Source organism: Paractinoplanes deccanensis, assembly GCF_016862115.1.
GTDB lineage: Bacteria > Actinomycetota > Actinomycetes > Mycobacteriales > Micromonosporaceae > Actinoplanes > Actinoplanes deccanensis.
In genome coordinates this window covers 24,663-47,373 of record NZ_BOMI01000095.1, presented here as the reverse complement: position 1 = coordinate 47,373, position 22,711 = coordinate 24,663, and the positions used below count along the sequence as shown (strand labels likewise).

At 70.7% G+C, this 22,711-nt stretch carries 25 protein-coding genes; 7 read left to right on the top strand and 18 right to left on the bottom strand.

Annotated elements, in window-relative coordinates:
• Positions 1-21 precede the first annotated feature (21 nt).
• Positions 22-1,107, bottom strand: a complete 1,086-nt coding sequence (locus Ade02nite_RS24665; protein ID WP_203768468.1) for an adenosine deaminase — start codon at positions 1,105-1,107, stop codon at positions 22-24.
• A 26-nt stretch (positions 1,108-1,133) separates the two neighbouring features.
• On the opposite strand from Ade02nite_RS24665, the gene Ade02nite_RS24660 reads away from it, so the two are divergent.
• On the top strand, positions 1,134-1,952 hold the full coding sequence (locus tag Ade02nite_RS24660) for a putative RNA methyltransferase (RefSeq protein WP_203768466.1): 819 nt from the start codon (positions 1,134-1,136) through the stop codon (positions 1,950-1,952).
• Here Ade02nite_RS24660 and Ade02nite_RS24655 read toward each other — a convergent pair.
• The 11 genes from Ade02nite_RS24655 to Ade02nite_RS24605 all read right to left on the bottom strand — a co-directional run bounded on the left by Ade02nite_RS24655 (position 1,907) and on the right by Ade02nite_RS24605 (position 11,998).
• A complete protein-coding gene (locus Ade02nite_RS24655; RefSeq protein ID WP_203768464.1) occupies positions 1,907-2,587 on the bottom strand; it encodes a DUF4272 domain-containing protein in 681 nt (226 codons plus the stop codon). The genes Ade02nite_RS24660 and Ade02nite_RS24655 overlap by 46 nt on opposite strands.
• A 6-nt stretch (positions 2,588-2,593) precedes the next feature.
• A complete protein-coding gene (locus Ade02nite_RS24650; protein WP_203768462.1) occupies positions 2,594-3,871 on the bottom strand; it encodes a thymidine phosphorylase in 1,278 nt (425 codons plus the stop codon).
• Entirely contained in the window at positions 3,864-4,589 is a 726-nt protein-coding gene (locus tag Ade02nite_RS24645) for a cytidine deaminase (protein ID WP_203768460.1), read from the bottom strand. Before Ade02nite_RS24645 ends, Ade02nite_RS24650 begins: the two co-directional genes overlap by 8 nt.
• Positions 4,590-4,879: 290 nt before the next feature.
• Entirely contained in the window at positions 4,880-5,029 is a 150-nt protein-coding gene (locus tag Ade02nite_RS24640) for a hypothetical protein (RefSeq protein WP_203768458.1), read from the bottom strand.
• 26 nt (positions 5,030-5,055) lie between these two features.
• Positions 5,056-5,214, bottom strand: coding sequence for a hypothetical protein (locus Ade02nite_RS24635; protein WP_203768456.1), 159 nt, complete (start codon positions 5,212-5,214; stop codon positions 5,056-5,058).
• A gap of 41 nt (positions 5,215-5,255) precedes the next feature.
• Entirely contained in the window at positions 5,256-6,524 is a 1,269-nt protein-coding gene (locus Ade02nite_RS24630; RefSeq protein WP_203768454.1) for an ABC transporter permease, read from the bottom strand.
• 5 nt (positions 6,525-6,529) lie between these two features.
• The gene (locus Ade02nite_RS24625; protein WP_203768452.1) at positions 6,530-7,792 is read right to left on the bottom strand and encodes an ABC transporter permease; all 1,263 of its coding nucleotides are present in this window, start codon (positions 7,790-7,792) and stop codon (positions 6,530-6,532) included.
• The gene (locus Ade02nite_RS24620; protein WP_307871230.1) at positions 7,789-9,273 is read right to left on the bottom strand and encodes an ABC transporter ATP-binding protein; all 1,485 of its coding nucleotides are present in this window, start codon (positions 9,271-9,273) and stop codon (positions 7,789-7,791) included. The genes Ade02nite_RS24625 and Ade02nite_RS24620 overlap by 4 nt, the downstream gene beginning before the upstream one ends.
• Positions 9,274-9,420: 147 nt before the next feature.
• Positions 9,421-10,515: a BMP family lipoprotein gene (locus Ade02nite_RS24615; protein ID WP_203768450.1), complete on the bottom strand. Its 1,095-nt coding sequence runs from the start codon at positions 10,513-10,515 to the stop codon at positions 9,421-9,423.
• A 195-nt stretch (positions 10,516-10,710) separates the two neighbouring features.
• The gene (locus Ade02nite_RS24610; protein WP_203768448.1) at positions 10,711-10,971 is read right to left on the bottom strand and encodes an SCO4848 family membrane protein; all 261 of its coding nucleotides are present in this window, start codon (positions 10,969-10,971) and stop codon (positions 10,711-10,713) included.
• Between the two features lie 28 nt (positions 10,972-10,999).
• Positions 11,000-11,998: a hypothetical protein gene (locus tag Ade02nite_RS24605; protein ID WP_203768431.1), complete on the bottom strand. Its 999-nt coding sequence runs from the start codon at positions 11,996-11,998 to the stop codon at positions 11,000-11,002.
• 146 nt (positions 11,999-12,144) lie between these two features.
• On the opposite strand from Ade02nite_RS24605, the gene Ade02nite_RS24600 reads away from it, so the two are divergent.
• Positions 12,145-12,729, top strand: coding sequence for a TetR/AcrR family transcriptional regulator (locus tag Ade02nite_RS24600; RefSeq protein ID WP_203768429.1), 585 nt, complete (start codon positions 12,145-12,147; stop codon positions 12,727-12,729).
• A gap of 86 nt (positions 12,730-12,815) precedes the next feature.
• Here the strand turns inward: Ade02nite_RS24600 and Ade02nite_RS24595 are convergent, their stop codons facing one another.
• Genes Ade02nite_RS24595 through trpS form a run of 4 tightly spaced genes read right to left on the bottom strand, consistent with a single transcriptional unit; the run spans position 12,816 to position 15,697 of the window.
• Positions 12,816-13,199 (bottom strand): hypothetical protein, encoded by a 384-nt coding sequence (locus tag Ade02nite_RS24595; RefSeq protein ID WP_203768427.1) that lies wholly within the window; start codon positions 13,197-13,199, stop codon positions 12,816-12,818.
• Positions 13,200-13,206: 7 nt separating this feature from the next.
• On the bottom strand, positions 13,207-14,118 hold the full coding sequence (locus Ade02nite_RS24590; protein ID WP_203768425.1) for a YihY/virulence factor BrkB family protein: 912 nt from the start codon (positions 14,116-14,118) through the stop codon (positions 13,207-13,209).
• A gap of 21 nt (positions 14,119-14,139) precedes the next feature.
• Complete coding sequence (locus Ade02nite_RS24585; RefSeq protein WP_203768418.1) at positions 14,140-14,670, bottom strand: 2'-5' RNA ligase family protein; 531 nt, start codon at positions 14,668-14,670, stop codon at positions 14,140-14,142.
• Positions 14,671-14,674: 4 nt separating this feature from the next.
• A complete protein-coding gene (gene trpS / locus Ade02nite_RS24580) occupies positions 14,675-15,697 on the bottom strand; it encodes a tryptophan--tRNA ligase (protein WP_203768416.1) in 1,023 nt (340 codons plus the stop codon).
• Positions 15,698-15,847: 150 nt separating this feature from the next.
• Between trpS and galE the strand changes: the two genes are divergently transcribed.
• The 5 genes from galE (at position 15,848) to Ade02nite_RS24555 (ending at position 20,030) form a co-directional block, all read left to right on the top strand.
• Entirely contained in the window at positions 15,848-16,825 is a 978-nt protein-coding gene (galE, locus tag Ade02nite_RS24575; RefSeq protein ID WP_203768414.1) for a UDP-glucose 4-epimerase GalE, read from the top strand.
• Entirely contained in the window at positions 16,822-17,970 is a 1,149-nt protein-coding gene (gene galK, locus Ade02nite_RS24570; protein ID WP_203768412.1) for a galactokinase, read from the top strand. The genes galE and galK overlap by 4 nt, the downstream gene beginning before the upstream one ends.
• 120 nt (positions 17,971-18,090) lie before the next feature.
• Positions 18,091-19,224, top strand: coding sequence for an XRE family transcriptional regulator (locus Ade02nite_RS24565; RefSeq protein ID WP_203768410.1), 1,134 nt, complete (start codon positions 18,091-18,093; stop codon positions 19,222-19,224).
• Positions 19,221-19,766, top strand: a complete 546-nt coding sequence (locus Ade02nite_RS24560; protein WP_203768408.1) for a hypothetical protein — start codon at positions 19,221-19,223, stop codon at positions 19,764-19,766. Before Ade02nite_RS24565 ends, Ade02nite_RS24560 begins: the two co-directional genes overlap by 4 nt.
• A 60-nt stretch (positions 19,767-19,826) precedes the next feature.
• Positions 19,827-20,030: a hypothetical protein gene (locus Ade02nite_RS24555; protein ID WP_203768406.1), complete on the top strand. Its 204-nt coding sequence runs from the start codon at positions 19,827-19,829 to the stop codon at positions 20,028-20,030.
• Here Ade02nite_RS24555 and Ade02nite_RS24550 read toward each other — a convergent pair.
• Together Ade02nite_RS24550 and Ade02nite_RS24545 are read right to left on the bottom strand one after the other, a co-directional pair.
• Positions 20,027-21,040 (bottom strand): glycoside hydrolase family 43 protein, encoded by a 1,014-nt coding sequence (locus tag Ade02nite_RS24550; protein WP_203768404.1) that lies wholly within the window; start codon positions 21,038-21,040, stop codon positions 20,027-20,029. The two genes, Ade02nite_RS24555 and Ade02nite_RS24550, sit on opposite strands and share 4 nt — an antisense overlap.
• Positions 21,034-22,710 carry a family 43 glycosylhydrolase gene (locus Ade02nite_RS24545; protein WP_203768396.1) on the bottom strand — a complete coding sequence of 559 codons (1,677 nt, stop codon included), beginning with the start codon at positions 22,708-22,710 and terminating at the stop codon, positions 21,034-21,036. Before Ade02nite_RS24545 ends, Ade02nite_RS24550 begins: the two co-directional genes overlap by 7 nt.
• Position 22,711: the final 1 nt, after the last annotated feature.

The window sequence follows — 22,711 nt, the reverse complement described above, 5'->3', positions numbered from 1 at the left end:
CCGAAGGGCGACTTGTCGGACTCAGCCGATCAACTTGGCGTATCCCGGCTTGATCACGTCATTGATGATCGCCAGCCGCTCGTCGTACGGGATGAAGGCCGACTTCATCGCGTTGATCGTCAGCCACTGGAGCTCCGCCCAGCCCCACCCGAAGGCCTCCGAGAGCAGCGCCATCTCGCGCGACATCGACGTGCCGCTCATCAGCCGGTTGTCGGTGTTGACAGTCACCCGGAACCGCAGATCGTGCAGCAGGCCGATCGGGTGCTCGGCGATCGACGGGGCCGCGCCGGTCTGCACGTTGGACGACGGGCACAGCTCCAGCGGAATCCGCTTGTCGCGAACATAGGCCGCGAGCCGGCCGAGCACCGTCTCGCCGCTCTCCGGCGTACCCGTGATGTCATCGACCAATCGCACACCGTGACCGAGACGGTCCGCGCCGCACCACTGGATCGCCTGCCAGATCGACGGAAGGCCGAAGGCCTCGCCGGCGTGAATGGTGAAATGGAAGTTCTCGCGCTGGAGGTATTCGAAGGCATCCAAATGACGGGTGGGGGGAAAACCGGCCTCCGCGCCGGCGATGTCGAAGCCCACCACGCCGCTGTCCCGGTAGCGCACCGCCAGCTCGGCGATCTCCTGCGAGCGGGCCGCGTGGCGCATCGCGGTCAGCAGCACGCCGACCCGGATCGGGGTGCCCTGCGCCGCCGCCTCGGCCATGCCCGCGGTGAAGCCCGCGTGCACCGCGTCGACCACCTGGTCGAGGGTGAGGCCGCGCTCGAGGTGCTGCTCGGGGGCGTAGCGCACCTCGGCGTAGACGACACCGTCGGCGGCCAGGTCGAGCGCGCACTCCCGCGCGACCCGGAAGAGCCCCTCCTCGGTCTGCATCACCGCGACGGTGTGGGCGAACGTCTCCAGGTAGCGTTCCAGCGAGCCCGAGTCGGCGGCCGCGACGAACCACTCACCCAGCGCGGCGGGGTCGGTAGCGGGCAGCTCGTGGCCCACCGCGTCGGCCAGCTCGACGATGGTCGCGGGGCGCAGCCCGCCGTCGAGGTGGTCGTGGAGCAGCGCCTTCGGCGCCGGGACGATGTCGGAGTATGCGATGGCGGCCATCAGACGAGCCTAGAGGCAGGAGACGGATGATCGACGGAGCATTGCCGTACCTGCGGTGCCCGGTGTGCCGCCAGGGGCTGGAGCGCGACGAGAGGCGGCTGCGCTGCCCCCTCGGGCACAGCTTCGACATGGCCAGGCAGGGGTACGCGGACCTGACCGCCGGCCGCATGCCGCACGTCGGCGACACCGCCGAGATGGTGGCGGACCGCGAGACGTTCCTCGCCGCCGGGCACTACGACTTCATCGCGGACGCGCTCGAGGTGCCCGGCGGGCTCGTGGTCGACGCGGGCACGGGCACGGGTTTCTACCTGGCGAGGGCGCTGGAGCGGAGCCCGGGCGCCGTCGGGCTCGGCCTGGACGTGTCCAAGCCGGCGCTGCGCCGGGCCGCGCGCGCCCACCCCCGCGCCGCCGCCGTGCTGGCCGACCTGTGGCGCCCGCTGCCGATCGCCGACGGCGCCGCGGCCGCGATCCTCAACGTCTTCGCGCCGCGCAACGGGGCCGAGTACCGCCGCATCCTGCGCCCGGGCGGGGTGCTGATCGTCGTCACCCCGGCCGCCGACCACCTGGCCGAGCTGATGCGCGGGCTGATCCAGGTCGACCCGGCCAAGGCGGAACGGGTGGACGAGGCGCTCGGCGAGCACTTCGCCGTGAAGTCGAGAGCCGAGCAGCGGCGCATCCTGCGGTTGGGGGCGGCCGACGCCCGTACCCTCATCGGCATGACTCCCGCGGCCCGTCACGTGCCGCCGGAGCGGCTGCCCACCGAGGAGGTCACCGTCACCGCGGCCGTCGAGATCACCACCTACACCGAGAGGTCGACCTCTTCCCACTCGGCCGGCTTGTCGTGATAGGGGCCGTGGAAGATCACGGCCCATTCCAGCGCCCAGCGCCGCTGGCCGATCGCGTTGCCGTCGATCTCGCCCGGCAGCGGCAGGCCCGACTGCTCGGCCTCCTGAAAGGCCCAGTCGAGGCAGTAGTAGAGGTCGAGCAGCACCGCCGCCTCCACCGGGTCGCGCGGTGACATCAGCGAGCGGGAACGCCAGCTGTTGAAGGTCTCGCCGCCCGGCAGGTCGGGCATCTCGGCCATCAGCCGGGCCTCCGGCGGCGCGGTGGGGTCGAGATGCCGGGCCAGGCCGAGCAGCCAGGCGAGGGCGAACACGGCGTCGTGGTGGAGCACGAACGACCGGTGGTCGCCCTTCGCCCCGATCACGAACTGCCACTCCGGCGGTGTGACGAAGTCGACCAGGTGCGACCCGAGCAGCCAGCTCATCGCGGCCTCGGTCGGCATGCCGAAGCAGCGGGCGACCACCACGTGCAGCACCGCCGTGCGCGCCTCGATCTCGGCGGTCGGGCGCAGCTCGATGGTGTCGCCCGGCTCCCAGACGAGCGGGAAGCCGGGCGGCGGCAGCGGCAGGCCGAGACGCTCCAGTTCGTCGAGGCTGGCCTCGCGAACGGCGCGCGGATCGGGTACGGCCTTCGTCATGGTGCGTCAGGCTATGCGGTCGAGCACCAGCTTTGTAGGGGTGGGGCGCTCCGCGCCGATCGTCACGGCCGCGGCCGCCTCGGCACGGGCCGCCGGGATGCGCGCAGGGTCGTCGGCCCGCAACTCCATGAGCACATCGCCGGCCCGTACGGCATCGCCGGGCTTGACCTTGAGCACGATGCCCGCGCCGAAGCTGACCGGGTCCTCCTTGCGGGCCCGGCCGGCGCCGAGACGCCACGCCGCGATGCCCACCCCGAAGGCGTCCACACCGGTCACCACGCCGTCGGTGGTGGCGCGCAGCACCTCGGTCTCGCGCGCGACCGGCAGCGGGGCGTCCGGGTCGCCGCCCTGAGCGCGGATCATCGCCCGCCACGTGTCCATGGCCGCGCCCGACTCGAGCACCTTGGCCGGGTCGGCGTCGACGCCCGCGGCCGCCAGCATCTCGCGGGCCAGGGCCAGGGTCAGCTCCACCACGTCCGCGGGGCCGCCGCCGGCGAGCACCTCCACCGACTCGGTCACCTCGACCGCGTTGCCGACGGCCAGGCCGAGCGGGGTGCTCATGTCGGTGAGCAGCGCGACCGTGGTGACCCCGCTGTCCTTGCCGAGCCGCACCATGGTGCTCGCGAGCTCGCGGGCGGTCGTCAGGTCCTTCATGAAGGCGCCCGAGCCGACCTTGACGTCGAGCACCAGCGCGCCGGTCCCCTCGGCGATCTTCTTGCTCATGATCGAGCTGGCGATCAGCGGGATGGCCTCGACCGTGCCGGTGACGTCGCGCAGCGCGTACAGCTTGCGGTCGGCCGGGGCCAGGCCCTCGCCGGCCGCGCAGATGACGGCGCCGATGTCCTGGAGCTGCCGCTTGAACTCGTCGTTACCGAGCTGGGCCCGCCAGCCGGGGATCGACTCCAGCTTGTCGAGGGTGCCGCCGGTGTGGCCCAGGCCGCGCCCGGACAGCTGCGGCACGGCCACGCCGCACGCGGCGACCAGCGGCGTGAGCGGCAGCGTGATCTTGTCGCCGACGCCGCCGGTGGAGTGCTTGTCGGCGGTCGGCCGGGTGATCGAGGAGAGGTCGAGCCGCTCCCCGCTGGCGATCATCGCGGCGGTCCAGCGGGCGATCTCGGCGGGCGTCATGCCGCGCAGCAGGATCGCCATGGCGAGCGCCGACATCTGCTCGTCGGCCACCACACCCTTGGTGTACGCGTCGACGACCCAGTCGATCTGCGCGTCGCTGAGCACGTGCCCGTCGCGCTTGGCGCGGATGACGTCGACGGCGGCGAACTCACTCATCGATGGAACCCTCCGTCCACTTCGAGGGGATGCCCTCCGGAGGCTCGCCCTCACCGGCCCAGGCCAGCCCGCCCGCGGCGTCCACCACCACGATGCGCGGCGTGCGCACCTGCCCCCAGCCCACCGCCTCGGCGGTCGTGGCGAAGTTCGGGCCCTCCTCGAGAACGCCCTTGTCGGCGTCGCCCTCGGCCGAGCTGCCGCCCGAGCGCTCCCAGTAGGCGGTCCAGACCGTCGCGCCGCCGGACAGGTCCGGGTGCACGAAGACGGTGCCCCGGCCGCGCCACTTCGCCAGCTCGGCGGGCACCTCGGGCCCGGTGGTGGCGCCGTTGACCCGTTCCAGGTCCTCCAGCCCGAACGCGTGCGGCAGCAGCTCGGTCATCCGGATCGGGCCGGTGTGCCACTCGACCAGCAGTTCCGCGCCGCCGTGCTCCCAGAGCAGCTGACGGCAGCGCCCGCACGGCATCAGCGGGTTGCCGGTGGCATCCACGCACGAGAACGCCACGAGCCGTCCCCCGCCGGTCGCATGCAGCTGGCTGACCAGACCGCACTCGGCGCAGAGCCCCACGCCGTACGAAGCGTTCTCCACGTTGCAGCCGACGACCACCCGGCCGTCGTCCACGAGCGCCGCCGCCCCGACCGGAAAGTCGGAGTACGGCGCGTAGGCGTGCCGCATGGCCTCGGTAGCGGCGGCACGCAGCCCAACCCAGTCGATCTCCATGCCGCCGATTCTGCCTGACGCCCCCGTCCGGACCACCCGTCCCAGCCCGGATCGGCTATTCGGTCACCTTCGGATGCCGCGTCCCGGCGTACGTCAGACAGACCTTTCGGGCCGCGACATCGACGAGATACCAGACCCGGCCGCCCGCAGGACTCGCCACATCTCGAGGGCGTTCGCCGGCACTTGGGCGCGCAGGTCGATCCATCCTTCGGCCGCCTCGCTGGTCCCGAAGACAAGGTCGTACTCGTCCGGTCCTGGCGGCGGCGCTACTCGTTCGCCTCTCTTCGGCGTCATGCGCTCGGCGGTTCCGGCACCGGCCCGAAATCGTCGGCACCGCGCGTCAGCGCGGAAAGTATCGTCGGGTCCGCGTACACCTCGGCGGTGTGCCGCCATTCGGTGAGTAGTTGGGTGACCGGCGCCGGCGTGTCGAGATCTTCCACGGCCCGCAGGGTATCGACGAACTCCGTCAGAAGGTGTGCCTGTCACCCGCCGGGAGGAACCGCGTCCAGGGAAACACCTCGGGCAGCAGGTCGAGCACGGCGTGCGCGGAAGCAGCGATGAGCGGCTGAAGAGTCGCCTTCGGTTTGTTGATGAGCTCGGAGAAGGAGGTCTCGGAGACCGGCATACCTTCAAAGTAGTTTGAAGGTATGCCGGCCGTTCACCGCTTCAGCTCTTCACATAGGGAACGCCGTCCGCGGCCGGGGCACGGACGCGGCCGACCAGGCCGGCCACCGCGATGATGGTGGCGATGTACGGCAGCATGTTGAGGAACTGGTTGGGCACCGGGCTGCCGACCGCGCTCAGGTAGTTCGCCAGCTTCTGGGCGAAGCCGAAGAACAGGGCCGCGCCGAGGGCGCCGAACGGGGTCCAGCGGCCGAAGATCAGGGCGGCCAGCGCGATGAAGCCCGCGCCCGCCGTCATGTTCTTGTTGAAGGCGCTGGTGGAGACCAGCGTGAAGTACGCGCCGCCGATGCCCGCGACCACGCCGCCCAGCAGGACGTTCATGTAGCGCAGGCCGCGCACCCGGATGCCCACCGTGTCCGCCGCGGTGGGGTGCTCGCCGACCGCCCGGGTGCGCAGGCCCCAGCGGGTGCGGCGCAGCGCGAAGTGGATGACGAAGACCAGGATCAGCGCGAGCCACACCAGCAGGTTGGTGTCGAACAGCACCGGGCCCACCACGGGAATGTCGGCCAGGCCGGGGATGCGCCACTCGGGCAGGCGCGGCGGCGAGTTGTACTTCAGCGCGTCGGGCTGCATCAGCCGCTCGTAGAGGAAGCCGGTGACGCCGAGCGCGAACAGGTTGAGCACGATGCCCACCACGACCTGGTCGACCAGGAAGCGGATGGCGAGCCAGGCCAGCATCGCCGCGATGATGACACCACCGACGACGGCGCTGACCAGGCCGGCCCAGACGCTGGTGGCCAGGGTGCCGACCAGGGCCGCGCCGAACGCGCCCATCAGGAACTGGCCCTCGATCGCCACGTTCACCACGCCGGAGCGCTCGCAGAGCACGCCGGCGAGCGCGCCGAGGATCAGCGGCAGCGCCAGCTCGAGCGAGCCGCTGGCCGTGTCGACCAGGGGCAGGAACTTGCCGGCGACCTGCCAGCAGAGGAACGACAGGACGAAGGTCACGATGCCCAGGCCGAGCAGCCACGTCTGCCAGCGCTTGGCCACGCCAGCCAGCAGCGCGCCGCCGGCCGCGATCGTCACGATGCCGAAGAGGATCGCGCCGAACTGGCCGTTGATCGACAGGGCGGCGCCCTCGGCGTCCTCGCTGAGGGTGAACCGGGCGGTCTTCGACTCGGCGAGCGAGCCGAAGACGACGGCCGCGATCAGGCCGATGATCACCAGGGCGGCGCCGAGGCGGCGCTGCCTGTTCCAGAAGCTCTTGGGGGCGGTGATCTCGGTCAGGTCTTCCACTGTCGCGGTCGACATGTGGCTCACCAGCCCTTCGCCATCGTGGCGCCGAGCCGTGCGGAACGGGCGGCGCGGAGCTGGAAGATCGCCTTCACCAGGGCGGGCGCGGCGATGAAGATGACGATGAGCGCCTGGAGCACGGTGACGAGCTCGAGCGAGACCCCCGCGTCGACCTGCATCAGGTTGCCGCCGGCGCGCAGCGCGCCGTAGAGGATCGCGGCGAGCAGCGTGCCCCACGGCTTGTTGCGGCCGAGCAGCGCGACCAGCAGGCCGTCGAAGCCGATGTTGCCGGCCACCTGGGCGGTCAGCTTGTCGGCGGTGCCGAGCACCTGCACCGCGCCGCCGAGGCCGGCCAGACCTCCGGCGATGACCATCAGGAGGGTGTACGTCTTGGCGACGCTCATGCCGGCCGTCTTGGCCGCCGGCGGGTTCACGCCGACCGCGCGCAGCTCGAAGCCGAACGGGGACTTGTTGAGCAGCCAGGCGACGACCGCCGTGGCGACGACGGCGAGCACGATGCCGAGGTGCACGCGCAGCGGCGACGGCAGGGCCGGCAGCTGGGCGGAGGACTCGATGGTCTTGCTGATCGCGTCGGTGCGCTCGGGGTCGCGTACCCCGTTCTGGAGGATCAGCCAGCTCAGGAAGAGCGTGGCGATGTAGTTGAGCATGATCGTGGTGATCACCTCGTGGGCGCCGGTGCGGGCCTTGAGCAGGCCGGGCAGGAAGCCCCACAGCGCGCCGCCGAGGAAGCCGGCGATGAGCGCCACCAGCAGGTGCAGGCCGACCGGCAGGCCGACCGCGAAGCCGACCACGCCGCCGGTGATGCAGCCGATGACCGCCTGGCCCTGACCGCCGATGTTGAACAGGCCGCCGCGGAAGGCGATCGCCACGGACAGGCCGGTGAAGACCAGCGGCGCCGCGTACGTGAGCGTCTCGGAGATCGGCCCGAACGCGGCCTGCCAGGTGCCCGTCCCGTCGAACCACGCCTGCACGGCCGCGGGATCGAAGATCGCACCCTTGAACAGGTCGCCGTACGCCTGGCTGATCAGGTCCCAGCTCGCGTTCAGCGCGTCGCTGGGCCGGGAGGTGAAGTAGGAGAAGTAGGAGAGCACCTGCGAGTCGGAGACCACGATCAGCACGGCGCCGATCACCAGCGCCAGGAAGATCGACAGGATGGTGACCGTGACGGTGTTCGCCGACCAGAGGTTCTGCAGGAAGAGCGAGAAGAACGACTCCCGCTTCTCTTCCTCCTCCTTCTTGGCAGGAGGTGCCGTTTCGGTCGTCACTGGTCGTCCTCTGCTTCCTGGGTGCCCGTGATGCCGGCCATCAGCAGGCCGATCTCCTCGCGCGGGGTGTCCGGCGAGACGACGGCGAGGACGCGGCCGCGGTACATCACCGCGATCCGGTCGGCCAGGCCGACCACCTCGTCGAGCTCGCTCGAGACCACGAGCACGGCGGTGCCGTTGTCCCGCTCGTGAATGATCTGTTTGTGGATGAACTCGATGGAGCCGACGTCCACGCCCCGGGTCGGCTGGGAGGCGATGAAGAGCCGCAGCGGCCGGGACATCTCCCGCGCCACGACGACCTTCTGCTGGTTGCCGCCCGAGAGGGTGCCGACCGCGGACTGCGGTGACGAGACCCGGATGTCGAACTGCTCGACGCGCTCGGCGGCGTTGACCGCGATCGCCTTGGGGTTGAGCCGGAACGCGCTGCCGTACGGCTCCCGGTCGTACATGTCGAGCACCAGATTTTCGGCGACGGAGAAGTCCTTGACCACGCCGTCGAGGCTGCGGTCCTCGGGGACGTAGCCGACGCCGGAGCGCAGCACCTGCTTGGTGCTCCTGCCGATCAGCGAGTCGTCCTCGAGCTCGATCGTGCCGGCCCGCACCGGGCGCAGGCCCATGATCGCCTCGACCAGCTCGGTCTGCCCGTTGCCCTGCACGCCCGCGATGCCGAGCACCTCGCCGGCCCGCACGGTCAGGTCGACGGCGTCGACGGCCCGCACGCCGCGGTCGTCCTCGACGATCAGGCCCGAGATCTTGAGGACCTCGCGGCCGGGCTCGGCCGGGCCCTTGGCCACCTCGAGGCTGACGTCGCGGCCGACCATCAGGGCGGCCAGCTCGTCCTCGGAGGTGTCAGGGGTGGCGGTCCCCACCGTGCGGCCGCGCCGGATGACGGTGATCCGGTCGGCGATCGCCTTGACCTCACGCAGCTTGTGGGTGATGAAGACGATCGACTTGCCGCTCTCGGCGAGCGAGCGCATGACCGCCAGCAACTCGTCGGTCTCCTGCGGGGTGAGCACCGCGGTGGGCTCGTCGAGGATGAGCAGGTCGACGTCGCGGGTCAGCGCCTTGACGATCTCGACGCGCTGCTGGGCGCCGACCGGCAGGTTCTCGATCAGGGCGTCGGGGTCGACCGGCAGGCCGTACTTCTTGGAGGTCTCGAGCACGTCGCGGCGGTTGCGCCGCCGGTCGAGGAAGCCGAGCGGGCCGCCGCGCACCTCCTCGGCGCCGAGCGCGATGTTCTCGGCCACGGTGAAGACCGGCACCAGCATGAAGTGCTGGTGGACCATGCCGATGCCGGCGGCGATGGCGTCGCGGGGGCTGCGGAACACCTTCTTCTCGCCGTCGACGAGGATCTCGCCCTCGTCCGGCTGGAGCAGGCCGTACAGCTGGTTCATCAGCGTCGACTTGCCGGCGCCGTTCTCGCCCAGCAGGGCGTGCACCTCACCCGGCTCGACGGTGATGTCGATGTGGTCGTTGGCCACCAGGTCGCCGAAGCGCTTGGTGATGCCGCGCAGTTCGAGTCTCAGCGGAATCTCCTGACGCTCGGCTGGATCTACACAGGTGAAACCGCCGCGCGGTCGCGAGAAGAACTCACGACCGGCGGCGGCGAAATGTTACCTAGCGCAACGTCACTTCGGCGCGTTGGTCGACTCGACCTTGACCTTGCCCGAGACGATGTCCGCCTTCAGCGTGTCGACCTCGGTCTTGAGGGTGGCGTCGATCTTGCTGTCGAAGTTGTTGTACGGGGCCAGCGAGACGCCGTTGTTCTCCAGCGTGCCCAGGTAGCCCGGGGTGGCCGCGAGCGGCTGACCGGTGGCGCCGGCGACGACCGCCTTCTCGACCGCGTCGGTGATGTTCTTGACCACGGTGGTCAGGAAGACGTCGCAGTACTGCGCGGCGCTCTTGCAGCCGTCCTGGTCGACCCAGACGATCGAGACCTTGCCGCCGGAGCCCTGCGCGACCTCGGCCGCGCCGAGGCCGGTGCCGCCGGCGACCGGCAGGATCACGTCGGCGCCCTGGGCGACGAGCGTGTTGGCCAGCGCCTTGCCCTTGGCCGGGCTGGCGAAGTCGTCGGTGAAGCTGCCCGCCTGCTTGGCCTTGTCCCAGCCCAGCACCTGGACGTTCGCGTTCTTCTGCTTGTTGTAGTAGGCGACGCCGTCGACGAAGCCGTCCATGAAGATGGCGACGGTCGGCAGCTTCATGCCGCCGAAGGTGGCGACCTTCTTGCTCTTCGAGTAGCCCGCGGCGAGGTAGCCGGCGAGGAACGCGGCCTCGTCGGTGGCGAACTGCATCGGGTAGACGTTGCTCTGGCCGGCAACGACACCGTCGACGATGCCGAACTGGGCGCTCGCGTTCTCCGAAGCGATCTTCTTGGTCGCGTCGATCATCAGACCGCCGACGGCGAGCGTGAAGTTGCACTTCTGCGTGACGAAGGTGCGCAGGTTGGGCTCGTAGTCGGCCTCGGCGGAGGACGCCACGTACTTCGGGTCGACGTTGCTGGCCTGGGTCTTGGCAGCCTGGAGGCCGGCCCACGCCGAGGCGTTGAACGACTTGTCGTCGATGCCGCCGGTGTCGGTGACCATGCAGGCCTTGTATGCGGCGGCAGCGCTCGATCCGCTGCCGGCGGGGGAGTCGTCAGGGGCGTCACCACAGGCCGCGGCAGCGAGCGTCAGCCCACCTGCCGCGAGAATCGCAACGATCCGGTTCCCACGTACTGGGCGCAAGACGCCCTCCTTCCAACGCACACCGGCACCTGCCGGTGAGTCTTCACCGCGGGAGCGTAGCCGCAGGCCAGAACGGCGGAGGCAGTTTGGTCCGGACTGTTGGCGCACCGTTATCTGCCCGCAATCGCAGGGCACACTGGTAGTCGCTTGTATCCGATACTGCGGCAAATTCCCGGGCCGCACGGTAACAAGCCCTTAATCTTTCGGCGCACCCGCTGCGACAGAAGACATCTTGCGGGAAGTCCGCCATGCCCGAATTCCGAGCACGCCGACCGCGGTGCCGATCGCCAGCGACGTGACGATCAACACCGCGTGCACGATCAGGAACGAGGTGGGCCGCCCGTCCGCGAACGAGCGGTCGTCCTGCCAGATCGCGAGCCCGAACCGGGGCCAGATCACCCAGGTCCACACCCCGACCGCCGTCAGGAAGACCGCCCACCCTCGCGAGATCACCATCCGCCCACTATCGCAGCGGCGCGGTCGCTCACCCCGCGGGGACCGGCGCCGGTGAGGCCGCCGTCTCCCCCACGGCCGCGACCTTGGCCGAGGCGAGCCCCTTCCGGCCGATCAGGACCAACAACAGACCCCCGATGCCGTACGCCGTGAGCACGGCGACCGGGAGGCCCGCACCCCCGCCGTCGAAGTACGCGGCCGACCGGAGCAGCGACCCGCCCGCGCCGATCGGCAGCCACTGCCCCACCGCACCCCACGGCTGCGGCAACAACTCGGGCGCGGCCGCGACCCCGGAGATCGCGTTGCCGACCAGGAAGAAGATCAGCGCTCCGAGCCCGACCCCCGCCTCGCCGAGCAGGGCGGCCAGCCCGGCGACCGCCGCCGCCATGCCGAACGCGAACAGACCCAGCGCCCCCGCGACGGCGAGGTAGTCCCCCGGAACGATGCCCAGCCAGAGCTGCTGCACGGCGGCCGCACCGAGCCCCGCGAACACTCCGTAGGCCACCAGCGCGGTGACCCGGGCAGCACGGCGATCGAGCAGCAGGAAGACGAGGAAACCCGCGGCCAGGCTGGTGATGGCCAGCGGCAGGAAGGCGGCCGCGAACCCGGCCCCACGCGGGTCATCGGCATCGAGCGGCACAACATCCTTGACCACGACACCGCCCGCGCCGGCCGGCTGGGTGGGCAGGGCTGTCGCGGCCTGGCTGAGCAGGGTGGCGACGGTGGGCGAGCCGCCCGAGGCGATGTGCACCTCGGGGCCGGCCGCGGTGACGAGGATCGCGCCGTACACATCGCGGTCCTTGATGGCCGCGTCGGCCGCGGCCGCGTCCGGGACTGTCGTGATGTCGAAGGCGCCCGGGCGCGCCGCCTGGAGCTGGGCGGCCAGCGCGGGCGGGCCGGCCACGGCGATCGGCAGGTCGCGCGGCTCCAGGTTGGCCGCGGGCGCCGAGAAGAGCGGGATGAGCAGGGCCTGGACGGCGACCACCGCGACCGCGATGAGCACGCCGAGGGTGATGGCGTTGCGTCGCATCTCGAACTCCAACAGTGAGGGCGAGTAAAACGAACGCTCGTTCTCGTCAACAGCAATAAAACGAATGCTCGTTCTATTTACGAGTACAGCGTGCGCCCCGCCACTGGCCCGCGTCAAGAACGAGCGTTCGTTTTATGCTGTGGGACGTGCCACGCGTATCGGAAGAGCACCTCAACGCCCGCCGCGAGCAGATCCTCGACGCGGCCCGGGCCTGCTTCGTCGCCAAGGGCCTGCACAGCACGTCGATGCAGGACCTGATCAAAGAGGCCGGGCTCTCGGTCGGCGCGGTCTACCGCTACTTCAAGTCCAAGGACGAGATCATCGCCGCGATCGCCGAGACCGTGACCGGCGGCATCATGCAGCACATCGAGACCGTGGCCGCCCAGCGGCTGCCGCTCGCCGAGTCGATGGACGCCGTGCTGGTGGCCATCGAGATCCAGATGGGCCCCGGCGGCCACCTGCCGATCGCGCTCCAGGTGTGGGCGGAGGCGGCGATCGACCCGGCCATCGCCGCGATCGCCAAGGACCGCTACGTCAAGCTGCGCGGGGCGCTCCAGCTCCTGGTCGAGAACGCGGTGGACAGCGGCGAGCTGCCCGAGGACACCGACGTGGCGGCGGTGACGAGCGCCTATTACTCCCTCGTCCCGGGCTTCGCCCTCCAGCGCATGCTGACCGGCACCCCGGACAAGGACAGCTACATGCGCGGCCTCCGCCTGCTGATCAACCGCTAGGCTCCGAAACCCGCGAGGCGGCCGCGGAAGGAGGGCGGCGGCCGAGCCGCGGTAGGCCGGCGCGGACGGCGGGCGCGGAAGGCCGATCAGACCGTCAGGCGGGCCGCTATGCGGGACCAGCCCTCGCGCACCTCGGCCTCGGTCGGTGGGCGGCCGGGACGCACGCGCCGGGTCTCGTACTCGGCATCCTCCTCGTCGCCGGCCGGGGTGTCGGCGGCGGCCCGGGCCAGGGCGATCTCGTCGCGGATGGCCTCGGCGTCGGGGCGGGGCAGCAGCGGCTCCACCACCGCCATCAGGTCCTCGTCGGCCACGACCGCCTGGGCGAGGGCGAGCGCGTGCGCGCGCTCGTAGGGCCCGCACACGACGGGTTCCCACTCCTCCTCGTCGCCGAGTGCGCCGATGGTGATGACCCAGGGAAGGTCGGCCACCGGCGAGCCGGCGGGCAGGTCCAGCGTCACGAGAGTGCCCACGGGCACATCATTCCGGGCGGCTGTGCCGAATCCAGGTATTTTGCCCCACGGGGGCATTTTTATCGTCAGCTGACAGGTCGACGACGCGACCGTGCGGGCTGGTGGCCGCCCAGGCCGCGCCGAAGAGCAGCAGCTGGTTGAAAACGTACAGGTAGACCAGCACGCCGACGGCCGAGCCGACGAGGCCGTACGCCGGGTTGCGCTGCACCAGGCCGACGAAGGACTTGCCCACCGTGTTGAGCAATGTCACACCGATCCCGACTTGCAACACCGGCGGGGCTATCCGCCGCACGGTCATCCGCAGCCTCGGCACGGCGGCCAGCAGCGCCGCCGCGAGGAGCATGTTGACCGCCACGGTCAGCACCCAGCTCACCGCGTTCTGGACGAAGCCGTCGGCCATCCAGGCGAGCAGCTTCTCGAGGCCGTAGACGGCGAGCTGGCTGAGCGCCAGCAGCGCCAGCACGCCGAGCAGCACCAGCAGATCGAGCGCCTGGCGTACGCCGATGTAGCCGGGTTGCTCGTTCAGGCGCCAGATCAGCCGCTGCGACGAGCGGATCGCCTCGACCCAGGCGATGCCCGTGAAGGTCAGGCCGACGATGCCCACGATGCCGACCGTCTTGCCGCTGGCGAGGATGGCCGGCACGTCGAGGAACGGCAGGTTCTGCCGGAGGAAGTCCTGGACGACCTCGAACAGCTCCTTGTTGTTCTCCAGCAGGATCCCGAAGATCGAGTAGCCGATCAGCAGGAGCGCGAAGACCGCGAAGAAGCCGTAGTACGCGATGGCCGCGGCCAGCCGTCCGCCCTGCGCCTCCCAGAAGCGCAGCAGGGCCCGGCTGAGGTGATCGAAGTACCTCGAGCGCCGGCGCAGCCGCAGGATCTGCATCTCCGCGGTGTCGTACGCCCGATCGATCGGATTCACGGGCAGACCGTAACCGAAAACCTAAGCGCCGAGTGGATAGTCACGGCGACGCCGCCACGGCCCCTCGCCTCCGTGCGAGAACAGGGTGAACGAGGGCACCGGGAACTTGCACGAGAAACCGGCGAGGTCCTCGAACGCCGCGTCCAGCGCCTCCGGCGGCACGTCCTGCGCCACCGTCACATGCGGGTGGTACGGGAACCGCGCGTCGCGGTGCACGTCGTCGCAGGCGGCGATCGCCTCGGCCAGCAACTCGCACTCGCTGATGCCCACCGCCAGCGTCACGAAGACCACCTCGGTGATCGGCCGGAACGTGCCCGTGCCGCGCAGGTGGATGGTGAACGGCGGCTGAGCGGCGGCCACCTTCTCCAGGTGGCGCTCGATCGACGGCAGCGCCTCGGTCGCCACTTCGGTCGGCCCCAGCAGCGTCACGTGCGCGGGGGTGTACGCCGCCTGAGGGTCGCCCGCTTCGGCGCGGCGCCGGGTGAGGTGCTCCCCCCAGGGCTGGGGGATGTCGATCGCTACGCCGATCCGAGTGGAGAGGGGGTCCGGCACCGCGTCAGGCTCCGCGCGCCGGGGCGAGGAAACCGACGTTCTGGTACGCCTCGGCGAGCGTGACGGACGCGACGGCGCGCGCCTTCTCGGCGCCGATGGCGAGCACCTTGTCGAGGTGGCCCGGGTCGTCGAGGTAGGCGCGGGTGCGCTCCTGGATCGGCTTGACGAAGTCGACCACGATCTCGGCCAGGTCCTTCTTGAGGTCGCCGTAGCCGCGCCCCTCGTACTGCTCCAGCAGCTCGTCTATGGTCCGCGCGGTCAGCGCGGCGTAGATCGTGAGCAGGTTGCTGACGCCGGGCTTGTTCTCCTCGTCGAAGAGGATCTCGCGGCCGGTGTCGGTCACCGCCGACTTGATCTTCTTGGCCGAGCGGGCCGGGTCTTCGAGCAGCTCGATGATGCCGTTCGGCGAGGAGGCCGACTTCGACATCTTGGCCGTCGGGTCCTGGAGGTCGGTGATCTTGGCAGTGTCCTTGACGATGTAGGCCGAGGGCACGGTGAACGTCTTGCCGTAGCGGGTGTTGAAGCGCTGCGCCAGATCGCGGGTGAGCTCGAGGTGCTGCCGCTGGTCCTCGCCGACCGGCACCTGGTCGGCCTGGTAGAGCACGATGTCGGCGGCCTGGAGGATCGGATAGGTGAACAGGCCCACCGTGGTGCTGTCGGCGGCCTTGGCCGACTTGTCCTTGAACTGCACCATGCGGCCGGCCTCGCCGAAGCCGGTGATGCAGCTCAGCACCCAGCCGAGCTGGGCGTGCTCGGGCACGTGCGACTGGACGAAGAGCGTGCAGCGCTCGGGGTCGAGGCCGACGGCGAGGAGCTGGGCGACCGAGAGGCGGGTCCGGTTGCGCAGCGCGACCGGGTCGTGCCCCATCGTGATCGCGTGCAGGTCGACCACGCAGTAGAACGCGTCGTGCGTCTCCTGCATCGCCACCCAGTTGCGCACGGCGCCGAGGTAGTTGCCGAGATGGAACGAGTCGGCGGTCGGCTGAATGCCGGAAAGCACGCGGGGACGGCGGGCGACATCGGACATGGCCCCATTGTGTCAGCCCCCAAGGTCGAGACGCGAACGCCCCGCAGGCCCCTCGGCGACGCTCCGGCCGATGTTCGAACCTGTTGACTTTTGAGCGAAGATGGTGGAACGTACGCTTGACGAAAAGCTCCAGCTAAGGGGAACCGCACCGTGAAACTGCTCGTCACCGGGGGCGCCGGCTACGTCGGCAGCGTCACCAGCCGCCTGTTGCTCGACGCCGGCCACGAGGTCGTGGTCCTGGACAGTCTGGTCCGGGGCTTCCGCGAGGCCGTCGCGCCGGACGCCACCTTTGTCCAGGCGGACATCGAGGACGCCGCGCGGGTGCTGACCCCCGAGGCCGGCTTCGACGCGGTGCTCCACTTCGCCGGGCTGATCCAGGCCGGCGAGTCGATGACCAAGCCGGAGCTGTACTGGCACGACAACGTGGTGAAGTCGCTGGCGCTGCTCGGCGCCATCCGCGCCGCCCGGGTGCCGCGGGTCATCTTCTCCTCCACCGCCGCCGTCTACGGCAACCCGGTCGAGCTGCCGATCACCGAGGACGCGGCCAAGGCGCCCACCAACACGTACGGCGCCACCAAGCTCGCGTTCGACTACGCGCTGACGTCCGAGACCTTCGCGCACAACCTCGCCGCCGTGTCGCTGCGCTACTTCAATGTCGCGGGAGCTTACATCCACGACGGTCACGAGATCGGCGAGCGGCACGACCCCGAGACCCACCTGATCCCCATCGCGCTCCAGGTGGCCGCCGGCAAGCGCGAGAAGCTCCAGCTCTTCGGCGACGACTACCCCACCGCCGACGGCACGTGCGTGCGCGACTACATCCACGTCGAGGACCTCGCCCGCGCCCACCTGCTCGCGCTCGACGCGGCCACCCCCGGCGAGCACCGCATCTACAACCTGGGCAACGGCAACGGCTTCTCCAACCGCGAGGTCGTCGAGGCGGCCCGCGAGGTCACCGGCGCCGAGCTGCCCGTCGAGATCGCCGCCCGCCGCGAGGGCGACCCGGCCACCCTGGTCGCCTCGTCCGCCCGCGCCCGCGAGGAGCTGGGCTGGGTGCCCCGCAAGAACACGCTCCAGGACATGATCGGCGACGCCTGGACCTTCTACCGCAAGCACGTGGCAGCATGACCGTCGCAGTCGACGCCGTGGAGGCGTTCCGCAAGCAGTACGGTGCCGAGCCCGCCGGCCTGTGGGCCGCGCCCGGCCGGGTCAACCTGATCGGCGAGCACACCGACTACAACGAGGGTTTCGTGCTGCCCTTCGCCCTGCCGCAGCGCACGGTCGCCGCGGTCAGCCCGGCGCCGGCCGGCGAGTGGACCGTCTGCTCGACGTTCACCGACGAGGCGGTCAGCTTCGGGCGCACCGAGCCCGGCGAGGTGACCGGCTGGGCCGCCTACGTGGCCGGGATCGTCTGGGCCCTCGCCGACGCCGGTCACGAGGTGCCCGGGGCCCGCATCGCGCTCGCCTCCGAGGTGCCGCTCGGCTCGGGCCTGTCGTCGTCGGCCGCCCTGGAGTCGGCGGTGCTCACCGCGCTGATCGACATGGGCGGGCTGGACGTGCCGCTCGACCGCCGCCCGGCGATCGCCCAGCGCGCCGAGAACGTGTACGTGGGGGCGCCCACCGGCATCCTCGACCAGTCGGCGTCGATCCGCTGCGAGGAGGGCAAGGCCCTGTTCCTCGACTGCCGGTCGTACGAGGTCGAGCAGATCCCGTTCGACCTGGCCGCCGAGGGCCTCGCCATCCTGGTGATCAACAGCAACGCCCCGCACCAGCACGTCGACGGCGAGTACGGCGCCCGCCGCAAGTCGTGCGAGGAGGCCGCCGCGATCCTCGGCGTCCGCGCGCTCCGCGACGTCACGGTCGATGAGCTCGACGAGGCCCTGTCCCGCCTCGACGACGACGTGATGCGCCGCCGCGTGCGCCACATCGTCACCGAGGACCAGCGGGTGCTCGACACGGTCGCGCTGCTGCGCGCGGGCCGCGTCCGCGAGATCGGCGCGGTGCTGACCGCCGGCCACGCCTCGATGCGCGACGACTTCGAGATCACCGTCGCCCAGGTGGACGTCGCGGTCGAGGCCGCGATCGCCGCCGGCGCGCTCGGCGCCCGCATGACCGGCGGCGGCTTCGGCGGCTGCGTCCTGGCCCTCATCGAGGCCGGCAGCGCCGCCACCACCACCCAGGCCGTCGAAAAGGCGTACGCCGAACGGGGTTTCACCGCCCCGACATGCTGGACCGTCACCGCCGGCCCGGGCGCGACGGCGATCACCAGATAGCTCATCGAACGTATGTTCGATATGCCGCCTTGCTGCCCTCGTTCGTAAATTGTCACTTGAGCCATCCCACGCTAGGCGGTATCGTTGCGATTTTCGCAAGGTCCGCCTAGCGTTTTTGGCATGCCCGTCAGCCCTGAAGTCCTCCGCGATCGCATCCGCTCGGCCATGGCCGCCGACGCCATGACACAACAAGCCCTGGCGCGGGCCATCGGACTGGATCCCACAGCTTTGTCCAAGGCGCTCAACGGCGCGCGCAACTTCAAGTCGCTCGAGATCGCGCTCATTGCCGAACAGCTCGGTGTTTCCGTTCAGCACCTGCTGTCGGAGTCACCGACGCCGGCCATCGCGATGGCTGCCAGGGCGCAGCCCGATGTCAGCCCGGCCCTGCAAGCGGCGCTCAGCCGCACCTCGTCGCTCCTCGAGCTCAACAATCTCCTCACCGATCTCGGCTTTCGATGGCGGGCGACTCGGATCGAGCCCGGTCCGCCCGGCGCCGCATACGAAGAAGGCATCGCTCTCGCCGAGCGGATGCGCACGGAGATCCGAATCGGATCGGACGATCTCCCTTACCAATTGTCCGACTTAGCCGAGCTGCTGGAGAAACAACTCGGCGTCGACATCGGCTTCGAACCGCTGCCGGCTGGCCTCGACGGCTTGAGCGTCGCATCGAACGGATTCGCCGCAGCGCTCGTCAGTAGCGGCATCTCCGCGACCCGTCAGCGGTTCACGCTCGCGCACGAACTCGGCCATCTGATGGCCGGGGACTCACAGGACCTCCGCGTCGACGAGAACGTGTTCGGTCGCAAGTCCGCAACCGAGACGAGGGCGAATGCCTTCGCTGCCGCGTTCCTCATGCCCGCCGACGCCGTTCGCGCGGCCGTCCCGCACGGCGTCACAGAGGAGTTGGTCGCGGATCTTCTGGGCCGGTTCGGAGTGAGTTTGGATGCGTTGGCGTTCCGACTGCACAACGTCGGAGTCGTGGACGCCGTCGGACGGGATCGCATCCGCTCGATGTCCTCCAACCGCATAGCGTTGCGAAGCGGTCGCGCCGCCGACCTCCAGGCCCGAAACGACCGCCGAGTGCCAGGAAATCTCCTCGCGCGGGCCATCGAGGCATACGTTCAGGGACAGATCAGCGTGCGGCCGCTCGCCACCCTGCTCGACGTGGAACCCGACGCGTTGCTGGCCGAGTTGCGGCCCCCAAACAAGGTGTCAGCAGACAGCCCCGGGGACGCGTCGGAGTACGAGCTGTGAATGCCCGGATCGGCGACGTCTACTTCGACACCTGCACCCTGTCGACTTTCGCGGCCGTCGATCGCCTCGACCTGCTCGAGAAGCGGTACGGCTATCGAGCGCGATGGACCGAGACAGTGCGATGGGAGATCTCCCGAGGACTGGGCACCGCGCCGTACTTGAGGCGCATTCTCGACCTGGATTGGCTCGGCGAGCCGGTCGAGATCTCCGGCACGCCGGCCGCTCTGACCGCGATCAACAACATCAGGCGTGGTCTCGGAGCCATGCCGGGAAACGAAACGCAGCACCTCGGCGAAGCCGAGATCATCTACCATCTCGAGACCAGTGCCGTCGGAGCGTTCCTGGTCACCGACGATGGTGCGGCTCTCGACTTCGCTCGGAGACGCGGCGTCCGCGCTTTCGACACCCGGACGATCGTCGAGGAATGCTACGTATATTCCGAGGTCGGTTGCCCTGAGGCCTTCCACCTCCTCCGTCAGATGGCCGCGGAGGACCGCAAGGTCCGGGTGCCATCCACCCACCTCGAGGTGTGCCCCACCTGACCCGAGTGCCGTCGAGCACGGTCGAGTTAAGGCCCGGCTCCCTATGGGTATGCGGGCGACATGACCACTCCACGCGAAACTGAGCAGGACGAGCCCAACGAGTTCGGCTTCGCCGGTGACGGCACCGCGCCGCAGCCCGAGCGGGAGCCCGCCGAGGGCTACGGCGAGAGCATCGCCGTGCCGGCCGGCGACCTGACCGGCTCGATCGTCGAGGCGATCGAAGAGGTCGCCGAGGGCCGGCACCACCACAAGGACGAGTCCTAGGGCACCGGCTGGGGCTGCGCCGTCGGTCCCTTGACCACGGGACGGCCCGCCACCCACTCCACCCGGTCGAGCCAGAGCTGCCGGCCGGGTGCGACGCTGCCCACCGCCCCGTCGGGCCACGCGTGGTAGAGCATCCAGGTCGCGCCGTCCGGCAGGGTCACCAGGAAGCCGTGCCCGGGCCCGGCCGCGGCGGCCGACGAGCGCAGGATCGGGTTCTCCGCCGCCTTGCGGCACGGCCCGAGCGGCCCGTCGCAGGTCGCGTAGCCCAGGGCGTAGGCGTCGGCGTCGAAGGCGTTGGCCGAATAGAAGAGATACAGCTTGCCGTCGTGGCGCACCATCTGCGGCGCCTCGATGACGTGCGCCTCCCACTCCGCGTCGTTGCGGAGCAGCCGCGTGGGCTCGCCGTCGAGCGAACGGCCGTCGGCGCTCAGCCGCGCGCCGTACAGGTAGGTCGGCTGCCCGATCGCGTTGCCGTCGTTCTTCCAGTAGAGCCAGCGGCCGCCGGACTCGTCGAGGTACGGGCCGGCGTCGATCGAGCCGCCCTCGCCGGCCTGGCACACCAGCGGCTCGTCCGCCTCGTCGGTGAACGGGCCGCCGGGCGCCCGCGCCACCGCGACCCCCACGCACTGCCGCCCGGTCGCGGTCGACCGCGCCGTGTAGTACAGCAGGTAGGTGCCGCCCGGCCCCTCGATCACCTCGGGCGCCCACGTGTTGCCGCGCTCCGCCCACGTGCCGACCTGGGGCAGCGCGTCGCCGGCCGGGGTCCAGTGCACGAGATCCGGCGAGGTCAGGATCGGCACGTTCGCCGCGGGACCATTCGTTCCGTACGCATACCAGGTGCCGTCGACGAGAAGCGCTCCCGGATCGGGGAAGTTCTCCGCGTACACCGGGTTCGTGAAGGCGTCCACTTTGTCCTCGGAGGTCGGGGCGGAACCGGCCGTGGCGTCGCAGCCACCGAGCAGCGCGAGCAGCGCCGCCACGGCCAGAGACGGGAGGAGTCTTCTCACCACCGGTAGAAGCGCAGGTAGTCGAACGAGGCGGTGACCGGCGGCTCCGCACCACCGTGCGCGATCAGCCCGATCCGCGGCGCGCTGTCCGCCGGCAGCGTCCACACGCCGCCCCACGTCCAGTGCCGCCCGTCGCGGCTGACCCCGGCGCGGTACTCGTGCTCGCCGTCGGCGGGGTCGACCCGGTGCGCCAGCCGCAGCCACGTCGTCTCCAGCCCCGGCGTCCCGGCGATCGTGCCGCCGTAGGACAGCTGCCCCGCGTACGGCATCTCCTTGCCGAACTCGACCTGGCGCGTGTTCCAGATCGCCACCGCGCTGAGCCGGGCGAAGAGGTCGTCCGAGGCGTACGCGATGATCCCGCCCTGCTGGTAGTTGCGCACCGTGTCCTCGCCGAGCGGCAGGGTCAGCTTGGTCTCGGCGATCCACGATCCCGGCGGCGGGTCGCGCAGCAGCACGCCGGCGTTGTTGCCGGTGCCGGTGAGGTCGGCGCCCTGCACCGGCCAGCGCAGCGATCCCCCGGCGGTGGTCACGGCCGGGTCGGGCCGGACGAAGTCCCAGCCGGCGCCGAGCGTGCCGAACTCGTCGGAGTACGCCGTCAGCAGGCGGCCGGGCCTCGGCGTGACGGCGGTGCCGCTCGGCCCGTCGGAGGCCCAGGCGCCCCGGTTGACCGTCGGCCAGCCGCCGATCCAGTCGAGCCGGTCGAGCAGCATCGGCCGCTCGTTGATGCCGAAGGGCTCGTCGAGGTACGGGTCGGCGCGGTCGATCGCGTGGTAGACGAACCAGTCCTGGCCGCGCCGGTCGGTGATCAGTCCGTTGTGGCCGGTGCCGACCCAGCGGTTGCCGTTCGGCGCGATCACCGGGGTGCCGCCGGCCCGCGAGACGTCGAGGCGCAGGCCGTCGCGGTCGGTGAACGGGCCGAGCGGGCTGCGGGAGCGGCCCACCGAGACGGAGTATCCGGTGGTCGGCCCGGCGCAGCAGTTGGCCGACGAGGCGAACAGGTAGTACCAGCCGTTGCGGCGCACCACGTACGCGCCCTCGAACTTGTTGTCGATCGCGACGCGCGTGGGTGTGCCGGTGATGCGCAGGCCGTCGGCGGTGAGCTCGCTGACCCAGATGCCGCCGAAGTAGCTGCCGTAGTAGAGGTACTTGCGGCCGTCGGGGGTGGTGAGCTGGGCCGGGTCGAAGGTCCACCACCAGCCGCCGCCGGGCGCCGCGCGGGGCGGCACCGCCGGCTCCGCGGTGAAGGTCCACGGCCCGGTCGGCCTGGGCGCGGTGGCGACGCCGATGGCCGAGGCGCCGGGGGAAGTCTCCGTCACGGTCACGTACATGACCCAGCGATCGCCGATCTTGCGAACGTCCGGCGCCCACAGGGCGGCGCCCGGCGCCGCGTATGACGGCAGCCCGGTGAAGGCGTCACCGACATAGGTCCACTTCGCGAGGTCGGCCGAGCGTGCCATCGGGATGCGGTGCGGGGTGCGCTCGCCCTCGCGCAGCGGGTCCGTCGTCCCGTAGGCGTAGTAGAGGCCGTCGTCGCCGCGGACGATCACCGGGTCGGCGAAGGTGTCGGCGAAGGAGGCCGAGATGGGGTTGTCCGGGGCCGGGGCCGGCTTCCCGGCCGCCACCATCGAAGGCAGGAGCAGCAGCGCCGCCGCAGCGGCCATGAGGCGTCGCATG

Coding starts and splice junctions, on each gene's coding strand:
- Ade02nite_RS24665 (WP_203768468.1), bottom strand. CDS start 1,107: ATGGCCGCCATCGCATACTCCGACATCGTCCCGGCGCCGAAGGCGCTG.
- Ade02nite_RS24660 (WP_203768466.1), top strand. CDS start 1,134: ATGATCGACGGAGCATTGCCGTACCTGCGGTGCCCGGTGTGCCGCCAG.
- Ade02nite_RS24655 (WP_203768464.1), bottom strand. CDS start 2,587: ATGACGAAGGCCGTACCCGATCCGCGCGCCGTTCGCGAGGCCAGCCTC.
- Ade02nite_RS24650 (WP_203768462.1), bottom strand. CDS start 3,871: ATGAGTGAGTTCGCCGCCGTCGACGTCATCCGCGCCAAGCGCGACGGG.
- Ade02nite_RS24645 (WP_203768460.1), bottom strand. CDS start 4,589: ATGGAGATCGACTGGGTTGGGCTGCGTGCCGCCGCTACCGAGGCCATG.
- Ade02nite_RS24635 (WP_203768456.1), bottom strand. CDS start 5,214: ATGCCGGTCTCCGAGACCTCCTTCTCCGAGCTCATCAACAAACCGAAG.
- Ade02nite_RS24630 (WP_203768454.1), bottom strand. CDS start 6,524: ATGTCGACCGCGACAGTGGAAGACCTGACCGAGATCACCGCCCCCAAG.
- Ade02nite_RS24610 (WP_203768448.1), bottom strand. CDS start 10,971: ATGGTGATCTCGCGAGGGTGGGCGGTCTTCCTGACGGCGGTCGGGGTG.
- Ade02nite_RS24605 (WP_203768431.1), bottom strand. CDS start 11,998: ATGCGACGCAACGCCATCACCCTCGGCGTGCTCATCGCGGTCGCGGTG.
- trpS (WP_203768416.1), bottom strand. CDS start 15,697: ATGTCCGATGTCGCCCGCCGTCCCCGCGTGCTTTCCGGCATTCAGCCG.
- galK (WP_203768412.1), top strand. CDS start 16,822: ATGACCGTCGCAGTCGACGCCGTGGAGGCGTTCCGCAAGCAGTACGGT.
- Ade02nite_RS24565 (WP_203768410.1), top strand. CDS start 18,091: ATGCCCGTCAGCCCTGAAGTCCTCCGCGATCGCATCCGCTCGGCCATG.
- Ade02nite_RS24555 (WP_203768406.1), top strand. CDS start 19,827: ATGACCACTCCACGCGAAACTGAGCAGGACGAGCCCAACGAGTTCGGC.
- Ade02nite_RS24545 (WP_203768396.1), bottom strand. CDS start 22,710: ATGCGACGCCTCATGGCCGCTGCGGCGGCGCTGCTGCTCCTGCCTTCG.